This window comes from Oceanobacillus sojae (assembly GCF_900162665.1).
GTDB lineage: Bacteria > Bacillota > Bacilli > Bacillales > Amphibacillaceae > Oceanobacillus > Oceanobacillus sojae_A.
This window is the reverse complement of sequence record NZ_LT727813.1, coordinates 178,592-191,625: the sequence shown is the minus strand read 5'-3', so window position 1 is coordinate 191,625 and position 13,034 is coordinate 178,592. Positions and strand designations below refer to the sequence as shown.

Here is a 13,034-nt window from a genome sequence, read left to right as displayed (position 1 = left end):
CTTTATTTGGCTATATTTTTATTAACTTGATTTATTTTTTGCGGTGGATCAGCACCCCAAAACTTATTGATTATCTCAATACTTGGTTTTTCTGTCATATAACTAAACACAACCATACTAGTAATATTTAAAAACAGAGAAATTCCAATCGGGTCCATTCCAAATGGATTTTCAAACATCATGGTTGCCGTAACATATGAAACAAATCCAATGGTCATTGAAGCAATCGCTCCCAACTTATTAGCACGCTTCCAATATAAGCCGAAAACGATTACCGCAAATAAGGTAGCCTCGAGCCCGCCAATTGCAAAGATTACAACAAACTGAATAAGTTCTGGTGGAGTCAATGCAATGAGAACAACTGCAGTACCTATAAATAAAGTGGAAAAGTAGGATAATTTTGTAACCGTTCTTTCGGATGCATTAGGATTTATATAGTTCAAAAATAAGTCTTTTACTATTGTTGAACTTGTCACTAGCAACATGGAGTCTACTGTGGATATTATCGCTGCCAGTGGTGCAGCAAGAATTAATCCAGCTAACCAACCTGGTACTAATTCTACTATCAATAAAATTAGTGCCATATCCGGTATTTCTACGCCTGGTAATAATATACGAACCAAGGGACCTATTGAAGCAAATCCAATAGAGAAGAGACCCATAATAATAACTGCATAAATCATTCCTTTATGCATAGATTTCGAGTCTTTAAAAGTCATACCACGTACAGCAGCGTGTGGCAAACCAATCATTGCAATTCCAAATAATAAGAAATAGGAGAATAATAATGTTGGGGTAATGCCACTGGCTCCAGGTAACGTCACCATTTCTGGATGGTCTATGGTTAATTGGCTGACAATTGCTTCAAAGCCATTGGTTTTTATCATAATTATTATCCATACTAAAACTCCTCCCAGCAACATGGCAAAGCCTTGAATTGCATCGGTAATTGCAACTCCTCTATATCCACCGAATACAGTAAGTAAAACAACTACTGCACCAAAAATAAGTAAGCCCCATTGATAAGGAAATCCAGTAACTGCTTCTAGTATTCTTGCGCCACCAGCAAACTGAGCAACCATGTATGCACTAATAAATATTAAAATTCCAAGTGCACTTGCAATGATTACTGCATGGCTTTGATATCTTTCTTTTAAAAAGTCCGTAATTGTTACTGCTCCAATTCTTCTAGAGATAATAGCAAACTTTTTTCCTAGAATCCCCAATATATAAACTCCCATTGCAGTTTGGCATGCAACGACTAACGGCCAACTAAAGCCTTGTTCGTACCCAACACCGGTTGCTCCAATAAATGTGCCTGCGCTTGCTGCAGAGGCAACCATCGTAAAAGCTAATACCAGTGGACCTAAACTTCTTCCACCCACAAAAAATTCTTCATGAAAGCTTGATTTATTATTTTTTAAATGTTTGTGGAAATAACTACCTACTAATAAAGTAGCTAATAAATAAAGGATAATCGGAATTAAAATATCTAATCTCATTCATCCTCCTCCTCTATATAGCCGTCCAATGGCATATCTTTAAAAAGAAACTTAACCATTAAATAAGTAGAAATACATAACAAGCCTATTGCAATAAGTACCCCATAAAAGTACCATGCCGGAAATCCCGCTATTAATTTAATTTCACTTGCTTCAACGTTATATCCAAGAGGAAAAGCTAGGGCAAAAACTAACACAATATTAAAAATGAAAAATATAATTGTATACATGACTTCCTTATTACATTGCTTAAATCTTTCATCTTCTTTAAAAATTCCCTTGTTCATAAAATACCCCTCACATTTTGTATTTTATAGATTCTTGAATAGTTGGAAATGAATTCAGATTGCACATGGTAAAGTAATAAAGTTAAACGTTAACTACATGGTAAAATAAATAGCTACTTACTAAATAATAACCACCATCCTTTATAATTAATTATTGACATGTTGATAAATAGTCAAAAATTATTTTAAAGATAATATAGCAAATATTCTTAAATATGTAAACGCTTTTATTTGAAATAGATAACAGAAATCTATATTTTCCAATTTCCGTTTCATCGCTTATAATTAAAGTTAATAAGTCTTGAAACTACAACATAGAAGGGGATAGATTTAATGTCAAAGTTATTACTAGGAATAATAGGCCCCGAAGATTTAGTGGAAAAAATTCTAAATCAATTTAGACACGAAAAAATGGAATATATCGAATATAAACTGTTTATTATTAAAAAAGTAGAAAACACAAGGGAGATTGACCGGAGTTTTTTAGCTAAGTGTGATATTCTTTTTTTTGCGGGACAAATGATTTACGAAATATATCTTGAGAATCCAGTAAATATCGATGACGAAACAGGCCCTATTTCAATTAATATCGGATATGATGGATCAGCACTTTATAAATCTCTTTATGAGCTGGCTATGGAAACAAAAGGAATACTTACTTTATTTACTCCATTTACCATTGATGTTTTAAAGGAAAACGAGGTATTAAATTCATTAAAAGAAGTTGATTTACATATGGAGGACTTTATTACAATCGATGGACCTTCGACCTACACAACTAAAGATTGGGCAAATATACATGAAAGATATTACAAGAAGGGAGATAGCGTATATGCAGTCACCTGTCTTACTAGTGTTGCTGAGGAATTAGTAAATCGGGGAGTTCCAGTAAAAAGGGTGGTTCCAACACATTCTTCTATAAACGTTGCTTTAGAAATGGTTTATGCTCAATCTGACATTTTAATAAAGAATCAATTGCTTACTACTGCATTTTTAATAAAGTGGAAAGAAACAGATAGACGTCCCAAAAACCGTTATAATTTCTATAGACAAAAGTTGAAATTTGAAGAAATTATTATTGATTTTTGCGAAAAACATAATGTATCGTTAACCTTTTCAAATGAGTATCAAGCTAATTTATATACGAATATGTTTATTGCAAAAGAATTTACAAATAATTTTACGAGCTTTTCATTAACAAAAGAGATTGAGGATAAAACTGGTAACAAGGTTTTTATCGGTATTGGGATTGGAAACGAAACATCAAATGCAGAAATATCAGCTGAAAAATCATTGAAATTTGCAGAGTCAAAAAATAAATCCTGCGCCTTTGTCTCGTTTCAAAACGGAGATATAAGTGGACCATTATTAACTGAAAATCAAGTACCGCTTACGTTTTCAACGAGCTTTGACAATGAACTATTGAAAGAGATATCAAAAAAAACAAATTTAAGTGCCGTTACTATTTCTCGTTTAATATTCTTATTACAACAAAATAATGAAGAAAATTTAACCATACATCAACTTGCAGAGGCGTTCGATGTATCCCTGAAATCTGCAAGTAGATTATTAAAGCAACTTGAAGTGACAGGTTTTGCGAAGATTATAGGTAAAGAACAACCTCCTGGTCGTGGTAGACCAAGAAAGATATATAAACTCATGATACCAAACTCTTTATTTTAAAGATGTATAATTTATTATAATTGTCTCCAACTCTAAATATCCAATATTATTTTCTTAATAAAAAGCTTGACAAACCAAATTTTTATTTATACAACGTCAACGAGATAGTTTAAATTCAAGACCTTCTGGATGGACAAAATGTTTCATTATATTAATAATGAAAACAGAGAATCAATAAACAGTTAAATAAAGGTGGAAATAAGCATGAAAAAGATACTTATTATTTCATTGCTGATCGCAGTGGGAATATTTTTCTTCGTCGGAAAATTTGAGGGCGACAGTAAACTGTTTGCACAGGTGTTACCTTCTAATATAAATGAAGCAAATGAAATTAAAGAGATTATGATATATGAAGTGCAACCGACAGGAAAACCAGAAGCAATTTCGCTGACTGAAAAAGATGATATTAATAAGGTTTTAGAAGCTTCTGAATCAATGGAGCTCAAAAAAGGAGATGAATTTGTCAGCACGGGGTATCTGATTCTCTTCCAAGGCTCTAAAGAAAGCTATACGATGACAGTTGATAAAGATGGCAATCTTGATATGAATGATCATGAGGAACATTATGAGATTAAAGGAAAGAATGAATTGCTTCACGTCATTCAGGCGTTCAAGGACAAATGGGAACCGATGGATGAAGAAGAGGAATAAAATTTTAGCAGATAAGGCAGGGCATAGGGATGCTATTAATGATTGATAACTATGATTCATTTACCTACAATATTGTGCATTATCTGGAGCATTTAGGAGAGAAGGTTGTGGTGAGATATAATGATGAGCTGACCATAGATGAAGTTAAACAGTGGAAGCCTGAATTCATTATATTATCACCGGGGCCGCATTCACCACAGGAAGCCGGCATAACTTTAAAAGTCATCGACCAGTTTAAAGACAAGATTCCAATTCTCGGCATTTGCCTTGGACATCAGGCGATTGGGCAAGCCTTTGGTGCTGAAGTGATAAAAGATGCTCCCGTTCATGGGAAGCAATCACGTATTTTGAACGATCAGAAAGGTGTATTTGCACAGCTCCCTGAAACCTTTACTGTGACAAGGTATCATTCCTTAAGCATTCAGCCGGATTCGGTACCGGACACCCTTATTGTCACTGCAACCACAGAGGATGGAACAATAATGGGTATCCGCCATAAAACGTATCCAATAGAAGGAATCCAATTTCATCCAGAGTCTGTATGTACAGAGCATGGCTATGCGCTGTTAAATAATTTCCTGATGCAATATAAAAAGGCAGGAGAGCTGCAAAATGATGGATAATACAAAAATGATTTTTGATTTTTCCTTTGAAGAGGAAGCAGGTGTACGTCGTATTTTTGAAAAACCGGCAGAAATTTTAATTGCAAATACACACGCCGAGGTCAGCAACGTATTTGAACAAATGGAAATATACCAGCAGAGAGGCTATTATCTGGCTGGTTATATTTCCTATGAAGCTGCAGCTGCATTTGATCAAAATCTTACGACACATAGAAAAGGCAGCCTGCCTCTTATCATGATGGGTGCTTTTAAGCGAATGGAGCTGGAAAGTGTGCACCCGGCAGCCAATCGTGCTTATCCTTCTGTAAATTGGCAGATGACGACAGAAAAGCAGCAGTACCAGCAAGATATCGGATCGATAAAAGCTGCCATAGCTGAAGGAGATACATATCAGGTGAACTATACTGTACGTATGAAGGCAGATAGACCAGTGGACGCGGATTTATTATATGAACAATTATCCGGTGCACAGCAGGCAAATTACTGTGCGCATTTACAAATGGGTAATTATCAAATTGTATCAGCATCCCCGGAACTGTTTTTTGAACGTAGAAAGCAGTCGATCCGCACCAAGCCGATGAAAGGAACTATGAAACGGGGACGTACACCAGAAGAAGATATCCAAAATAAAAGAATGCTTTCTGAATCAGAAAAGGATCGGGCAGAAAATTTAATGATTGTCGATCTGCTGCGGAATGATTTATCTAAAATTGCTGTACCGGGTTCTGTCCAGGTTCCAAAGCTGTTTGAAATTGAAGAATATCCTACCGTATATCAAATGACCTCAACGGTTACGGCAGAATTAAAAGAAAGCCTCAGCGACTTTGATATTTTTAAAGCATTATTTCCCTGTGGTTCTATCACCGGCGCTCCAAAGCAAAGTACAATGCGTATTATTAAACAGCTGGAGGATTCTCCCAGAGAGATTTACTGCGGAAGTATCGGTTTTATCACGCCAGATCAGGAAGCATTATTTAATGTTGCCATACGGACAGCCTGGATGGGGAACGGAAAAACCCCAGTCTATGGGGCAGGCGGAGGCATTACATGGGATTCAAGTGCGGAAGCAGAGTATGAGGAAGTCTTAGCGAAAGCTGCAATTTTAAAAGGAGCTTCCCCCGCATTTCAGCTTTTAGAAACAATGAAATATGACGGAAAACAAATCCCCCGTCTGAACCGGCATCTGGCCAGACTTGAGCGGGCAGCAAATCAGTTTCAATATCCTTATTCGATTAAAAAAATAGAACAGCAGCTGAAGGAACAGATGAAAAAATATTCTGGAGTACACCGTGTGCGCCTTCTGCTGAAGCAGGATGGAAAGATCGATATAACGTTCACCCCACATTCAGAAGAATCGATTTCTGTGAGGAAGATTAGTTTGGCATCAGCTCCCATTAATCGGAAGGATATATTTTATTATTATAAAACAACCAATCGACAGATTTATAATGTTTTTCGTGAGCAGGAAAATACATCATTTGATGTTCTTTTATGGAACGAAGAAGAGCAGCTGACGGAGTTTACGATCGGCAATTTAGTCGTTAAACAGCAAGGAGAATACTATACCCCGCCGGTTTCTTCGGGATTGCTTGCCGGAACTTACAGAGAAGAACTGCTGGAGCGTGGAAAAATAAAAGAAAAAATTATTTGGAAGAAAGACATTCCATCCTTTGAAGAGGTTTGGCTGGTGAATAGTCTGCGCGGCTGGGTAAGAGTAGTATTTTAAAGACTAAGTGATATTCTTGATTTTTCTTAACACGTATTTATAAAAAAAATTTTCAGAAAAAGATTGCATGATTAACCGATGCAATCTTTTTTTATGCAACTTGAAATATTAGGAATATCGCCATGGCAAAAGGCTTTTCAGCTGTTTATTTAGAAATATGCATTTTGTATACAGGAGAAAATAATAATAGAAAAATAGGTGTAAAATTTTTGAGCAAAAGTATATCTGAAATGAAAAAGTTATGATATGATGTATCAGATTCCTGAGGGAGGTTTTAAATGAAATCTATAGTTAAGGAGAAATGAATGATGAAAAAACAAAATATAACGCTGTCTATCTTGCTGATGAATTTGTTTATTGCATTTTTAGGTATTGGGCTGGTTATTCCAGTTTTACCTACCATTATGAACGAGATGAATTTATCCGGTTCCGTTGTAGGTTATTTGGTAGCAGCCTTTGCAGTTGCGCAGCTTATTGTTTCACCGCTGTCTGGAAGATGGGTTGATGTGTTTGGACGTAAACGCATGATCGTTATCGGACTATTAATTTTTAGTTTTAGTGAGTTTTTATTCGCTATTGGGAATACCGTAGAAATTTTATTTATTTCCAGAATCTTAGGTGGAGTGAGTGCTGCTTTTATAATGCCCGCAGTTACGGCATTTATTGCAGATATCACAACACTTGAGTCCAGACCGAAAGCGTTAGGATATATGTCAGCAGCGATTAATACAGGATTTATTATCGGTCCTGGACTTGGCGGATTACTGGCAGAAATAGGTCCAAGAATTCCATTTTTCGCAGCAGCAGGTTTAGCACTATTTACTGCGATCCTATCAACGATTACACTACGCGAACCAGAAAGAAATCATCAGGAACAAAAAGAAGAAGTTGGAGCGAGAAAGCCCGGCTTAGGAAGAATTTTTGTTCCAATGTACTTTATTGCGTTCATTGTTATATTTATAACAGCATTCGGTTTATCTTCCTTTGAATCGTTATTTTCTTTGTTTGTGGATCATAAATTTGGATTTACACCAAAGGATATTGCGATTATTATTACTGGAGGAGCAATTGTTGGAACAATTGCCCAGGTCGCCTTGTTTGGCAGGCTGACAAATAAATGGGGAGAAATCCGTCTAATCCGTTATTGTCTGATTTTCTCTGCTATTCTTGTGACAGCAATGACAGTTGTAGAGAGCTATGCAATGATTTTATTTGTAACAATTGTTATTTTTATCGGTTTTGATTTATTAAGACCGGCTGTTACTTCCTATTTGTCCAGAGTGGCAGGAAATGAACAAGGATTCGTAGGCGGTATGAACTCGATGTTTACCAGTATCGGAAATGTATTTGGACCAATTGTCGGCGGGATTTTATTTGATATAAATTTAAACTACCCATATTATTTTGCAGCAATGGTGCTCATGGCAGGTATTGCTGTGGCGATGGTCTGGAAAGAGCCAAAGGCTCAGGCAGAGCACGCTTTAGAAGAATTAAAATAGTCGCAAGAATAAATGGATAGTCGAAACGCACTTGTGGAGCAGAAGCTCACTGAAGCACAGGTGCGTTTTTTCAAAGAGTAAGAAAGTATAAAATGCTGAGAGTAACCGCTCCAACGGTTTTCATGAGGTGAGTAATATTTCCCCGGAAATACGAAAAAGAAAGTGCAAGGCTGAAGCTCCTAATACTTCAGCCTTGCACTTTCTTTTTTTGCTTTTGAATACTCAATAAACGCTGCTCTATAGGCAGTGAAAATTAATCCTTCCTATTTACATTTTCAATCGTGATAGATGTCGGTTTTCTTGCATCCCTTTGCTTCTTTAAGTCATCTGTAGACGCCCGCATAAACGACCATGCCAGCAGAATCATAATAAAGATAACCGGGAATCCGGCAACAATACTGGCAGTTTGCAGTGTCTCCAATCCGCCGATAAACATTAATGCCATTGGTAAAATCATTAATATAAACGCCCAGAAAATCCGGTGCCAGCGCATTGGTTCTCCGCCGACAAGTCTTTTTTGAGCAACGGCTGCCAGGATATAAGAAGCTGAGTCAAAGGTTGTTGCCAGGAATATGATTGCCAGAATGGTGAAGATAGGAATAATAAACCAGGAAATCGGCAGCTGATCCAAAATAGCTATAATCGCAGCTGGAGCTCCATATTCATTCATAAACCCAATAACATCAAAGGATGTTGACAGCTGCAGGTAAAGCCCGTAGTTTCCTAAAATTCCAAAAAACAGCACACAGCCGAGTGTTCCATATATTAATGTTCCGAGCACCATTTCTTTGATCGTTCTTCCACGGGAAATTCTTGCTACAAAAAGCCCGACAAATGGTGCATACACAACCCACCAGGCCCAGTAAAATACCGTCCAGGTTTCCGGGAATTTGGTTGCCTCATATCCGGGAATAGAAGCAAGCGGTTCAAGCCAGGTAGCCATGGTGAAAATATTATTGACAATCCGGCCGATACTGGTGAAGGTCATTTCGCTGATAAATAAGGTCGGCCCGAAAATAAATACAAAGGTCAATAGAAACAGGACAAGCCATATATTCAAATCGCTCAGTACTTTAATCCCTTTATTAATTCCGGAATAAGAGCTGGCTGCAAAAATCGCAGTACAAATAAGCATAATCACAGCCTGCATTCCAAGCGATACAGGAATTCCGGTGATATGATTAACAGCTTCCGCAATCATGGGTGTTCCTAATGCCAGGGTTGTTCCTGCCCCGCCCAGTAAGCCGAAAATAAATAATACATCAATGATTGTACCAAGTGGTCCATCCGCATGCTTTCCAATTACCGGTCTGGAAGCTTCACTAATTTTAAGTACAGGTTTCTTCCGGACATAATAAAAGTAGGAGATGGGCAATGCCGGTAATGTATATAATGCCCAAGCTACAGGTCCCCAATGGAACATCCCGTAGCTCGCAGCCCAATTGACAGCTTCTTCGGATTCAGGTGTTATACCAAATGGCGGTCCCTGATAATAGTAAGCCCATTCGATCATTCCCCAATATAAAATACTGGATCCGATCCCCGCTGAGAAAAGCATTGCAGCCCATGAAAATGTTCCGAACTCTTTTTTCGTGCTTCTTTCTCCAAGCTTTATGTTACCGTTTTTACTGAATGACACATAAAGTAAAAAGATAAGGACACCAAGTCCTAATAATAAGTATAAAATCCCAAAATTACCTGTGACAAATTCATTTGCCTGATTAATGACAGATGCGCCAGCTTCCGGGAATAAAATTAACGGAATAACGACACTAAATAAAATAACTAATGCCAATATAAAAGTTGGCCAGTCTATTAAACGCTTATTCATTAATGCACCTCCTCATCTATATTGAAGCATGCTTTTAGCAGATAAAAAACGATTGTTTAAAAAGCATAGTTATGTTTAAAGGGTGCCCTATTTATCAAATTAAAAACATTATTTAAGGCATTAAGGTCTGTATCTGAAGGCAGTAAAATGCCCGTTCCAGTAAGGCTGAATTTTTTGCTGCTGTCTACAGATTTTCAAGTTATAAATAGAAGCAGCACCATATATGAACCTGTCTTAGGAGATTATAACTGTATCGTTTATGCTGTAAATACGCTAAAATGAAGTTGGATAAGGCTTGTTCAATAAATTAAAAAGTATATGAAAATATTGGAGGGGAAGCTCATGACTATTTCAGAACAGATGAAAAAAATTCTCGCGGATGAAAAAGTTCAAAAGGCATTGGAGCAAATTAAGGAGGAAGACAGTCTGACCATCGATCAGCAGAAAATACTGACAGAAATTCCTGCTCCGCCTTTTAAGGAAGAGAAACGGGCAAAGGCATTTAAAAAGTTATTAGAAGATTATGATTTAGAAGACGTACATATGGATGAAGAGGGAAATGTATTTGGAAAAAGAAGCGGTACAGGCGACGGACCAGTTCTGGTTGTTTCTGCACATTTAGATACGGTTTTTCCAGAGGGAACAGATACAACCGTAATAGAAAAAGACGGCAAGCTTCATGCTCCCGGCATCGGAGATGATACAAGGGGCTTGGCAGAAGTGTTGGCCGTTATCCGGGCACTGCAGGATTCGGATTTGAAAACAGTCGGTGATATAATTATCGGCGGAACAGTCGGTGAAGAAGGAGCCGGGGATTTGCGCGGTGTGAAGGCATATTTTAAAGAAAATAAAGCAGACGGCTATATTTCTGTTGACGGTTCTCATTTAGAGACAATCATCTATTTGGGGACAGGCAGCTTCCGGTATCGTATTACTTTTCAAGGTAAAGGCGGGCACAGCTTTGGTGATTTTGGAACACCAAGTGCGACACATGCCCTGGGCAGAGCAATTGCGGCAATCGCAGATTTAGAAACAAAGGCAGATCCCAAAACAACCTTCTCCGTCGGGCCAATTGAAGGCGGTTCTTCCGTGAATGCAATTTCTGAGAAAGCATCGATGGAGGTTGATTTGCGTTCTAACTCCATGGAAGAATTAATAGAACTTGATAAAAAATTCCTCGCTATTGTGGAAGCAGCATGCCAGAAAGAGAATGAGCGCTGGGGCAAGGATTCTATGACTGTTGAGGTTGAAAAATTTGGAAACCGTCCTCCGGCATCACAAGACAAGGAAGCGCCAATTGTTCAGGCACTTGCTGAAGCAATTAAAGGTGTAGGGAAGGAACCAGTATATGGTGAGCCCGTCAGTACAGACGCGAACTATCCGATGAGTCTCGGCATCCCTGCTGTTACTTCCGGATTAGGAGGAAAAGCAGGCGGTACACATACATTAAAAGAATGGTTTGACCCTGCGGATGCTTATCTTGCTGTGCAAAAGCATTTCTTATTTATTTTGAGTCTTGTCGGCGTGGATGAGCTGACAACACCAATTCTTACAAAGGAAGTATAGAAGTCATCCATCAACTGTCTGCTTAGACAGGCAGCTGATGAAATAAAGTATTTTCTACAGAGGAAAAAAGGAGTGAGAGGGTGCAGTTTCATGAATATAAAAACTATGATGCAACCGGGCTGGCAGAGCTTGTTCAACGTAAAGAGATCCAGCCGTCTGAATTAATGGATATTGCTTTTAAACGGCTGCATCAAGTTAATCCGCAATTAAATATGATTACACATCACCGGGAGGATGCGGCAAGAAAAGAAGCAAATCAATTTCCTGTTCAGGATGCTGCTTTTTCAGGCGTGCCGATCTTAATGAAAAATATATCTCAGTCTATCGAAGGCGAGAAATTAACCTCCGGCTCAAGGCTTTTGCAGAACCAGGTGGAGAAGCATGATAATTATTTTGTGAAAAAATTTAAGGATGCAGGATTTTTATTTATGGGACATACGAACAGTCCGGAGTTCGGCTTGAAAAATATTACCGAACCAAAGCTGTATGGTCCGACCAGAAATCCTTGGAACCGAGCCTATTCTCCAGGAGGCTCAAGCGGAGGAGCTGCAGCTGCGGTTGCCTCTGGTGTTATTCCGGTCGCAGGGGCAAGTGACGGGGGCGGATCAATCCGGATACCTGCATCCTTCAGCGGACTGGTTGGATTAAAGCCGACACGGGGAAGAACACCGGTTGGTCCGGGAGTCGGCAGACAGTGGCAGGGAGCATCCATTAATTTTGTATTAACAAAAACAGTCCGTGACAGTGCAGCCATGCTGGATCAATTACAGGTTGTTGAACCGCATGCCGCTTTTCAGACACCATTATATGAAAAGGGATATCGAAATACCATGTCTGAAAAACTTCCTAAACAGCTGCGGATTGCCTTTAGCACAGAGTCGCCGGCAGGAACTCCTGTATCAGAGGATGCCAAAAAAGCGGTGCAGCAATTTGTTCGTTATCTGGAGCGGGATGGACATATTGTAGAAGAGAAACAAGCTCCGGTTGAGGGTGTACAGCTAATGCGCGATTACTATGTAATGAACAGCGGTGAAATGAATACGGTCGTTCGCGGGCTGGAGAAAGCAATGAGAACTTCATTAACAGCAGAAGATATGGAAATAGAGTCCTGGCTGCTTCATCAAGCAGGAAAAACCGTATCGGCTGCTGATTATTCTGACAGTCTGGCATCATGGGACAGGGCAGCTGAAATCATGTCTATTTTCCATCAGACGTATGATTTTTATGTTTCTCCGGCAACGGCTTTCCAGGCTCCGAAAGTTGGAGAATTGACCATGGCAGAACAAAAGGAACAGGAATTCAAGGAGAGAATGGCTGCAGAAAAAGATAAGCAAGCTATTATTTATGACATGTTTTTACCGAGCTTAACGTATACGCCATTTACGCAGCTTGCGAATTTAACAGGACAGCCTGCGATTTCTCTGCCGCTTTATCTGACAGAGGATGGATTGCCAATTGGTGTCCAGGTAATTGCAGGAAAAGGGGAGGAGCATCGCCTTTTGCAGCTTGCTCACGAAACAGAGTACAGTGATTTATGGCAGGGAATGCACGGAAATCCTTATTTTCAAGATTAATACTTTTATGCCCCTTGAAAGCTGGCAGAGAAAGACAGCTTCCAGGGGGTTTTTCTATTTGTTAGGGAAAATAATAGTGACAGTATTCCTAA

General features: G+C 38.6%; 10 protein-coding genes. 7 read left to right on the top strand and 3 right to left on the bottom strand.

Annotation, left to right across the window (positions count from 1 at the left end; translation table 11 throughout):
• Window positions 1–2 precede the first annotated feature (2 nt).
• Window positions 3–1,502, bottom strand: a complete 1,500-nt coding sequence (panF, locus tag BN1068_RS18240) for a sodium/pantothenate symporter (protein ID WP_077604282.1) — start codon at window positions 1,500–1,502, stop codon at window positions 3–5.
• On the bottom strand, window positions 1,499–1,789 hold the full coding sequence (locus tag BN1068_RS18235) for a DUF997 family protein (RefSeq protein WP_077604281.1): 291 nt from the start codon (window positions 1,787–1,789) through the stop codon (window positions 1,499–1,501). The genes panF and BN1068_RS18235 overlap by 4 nt, the downstream gene beginning before the upstream one ends.
• A 333-nt stretch (window positions 1,790–2,122) precedes the next feature.
• Between BN1068_RS18235 and BN1068_RS18230 the strand changes: the two genes are divergently transcribed.
• From BN1068_RS18230 to BN1068_RS18210, 5 genes are all read left to right on the top strand, one after another.
• Window positions 2,123–3,472 carry a helix-turn-helix domain-containing protein gene (locus tag BN1068_RS18230; protein ID WP_077604280.1) on the top strand — a complete coding sequence of 450 codons (1,350 nt, stop codon included), beginning with the start codon at window positions 2,123–2,125 and terminating at the stop codon, window positions 3,470–3,472.
• 204 nt (window positions 3,473–3,676) lie between these two features.
• Window positions 3,677–4,123 carry a hypothetical protein gene (locus tag BN1068_RS18225; RefSeq protein ID WP_077604279.1) on the top strand — a complete coding sequence of 149 codons (447 nt, stop codon included), beginning with the start codon at window positions 3,677–3,679 and terminating at the stop codon, window positions 4,121–4,123.
• Between the two features lie 29 nt (window positions 4,124–4,152).
• Complete coding sequence (locus tag BN1068_RS18220) at window positions 4,153–4,746, top strand: anthranilate synthase component II (RefSeq protein ID WP_077604278.1); 594 nt, start codon at window positions 4,153–4,155, stop codon at window positions 4,744–4,746.
• The gene (pabB, locus tag BN1068_RS18215) at window positions 4,736–6,472 is read left to right on the top strand and encodes an aminodeoxychorismate synthase component I (protein WP_077604277.1); all 1,737 of its coding nucleotides are present in this window, start codon (window positions 4,736–4,738) and stop codon (window positions 6,470–6,472) included. The genes BN1068_RS18220 and pabB overlap by 11 nt, the downstream gene beginning before the upstream one ends.
• A gap of 308 nt (window positions 6,473–6,780) precedes the next feature.
• Window positions 6,781–7,971: an MFS transporter gene (locus tag BN1068_RS18210; protein ID WP_077604276.1), complete on the top strand. Its 1,191-nt coding sequence runs from the start codon at window positions 6,781–6,783 to the stop codon at window positions 7,969–7,971.
• Window positions 7,972–8,224: 253 nt separating this feature from the next.
• Here BN1068_RS18210 and BN1068_RS18205 read toward each other — a convergent pair whose 3' ends face one another.
• A complete protein-coding gene (locus BN1068_RS18205) occupies window positions 8,225–9,802 on the bottom strand; it encodes a BCCT family transporter (RefSeq protein ID WP_077604275.1) in 1,578 nt (525 codons plus the stop codon).
• Between the two features lie 342 nt (window positions 9,803–10,144).
• Here BN1068_RS18205 and BN1068_RS18200 point away from each other — a divergent pair, with 342 nt between their 5' ends.
• Window positions 10,145–11,368, top strand: a complete 1,224-nt coding sequence (locus BN1068_RS18200; protein ID WP_254846830.1) for a M20/M25/M40 family metallo-hydrolase — start codon at window positions 10,145–10,147, stop codon at window positions 11,366–11,368.
• An 80-nt stretch (window positions 11,369–11,448) separates the two neighbouring features.
• On the top strand, window positions 11,449–12,942 hold the full coding sequence (locus tag BN1068_RS18195) for an amidase (RefSeq protein WP_077604273.1): 1,494 nt from the start codon (window positions 11,449–11,451) through the stop codon (window positions 12,940–12,942).
• Window positions 12,943–13,034: the final 92 nt, after the last annotated feature.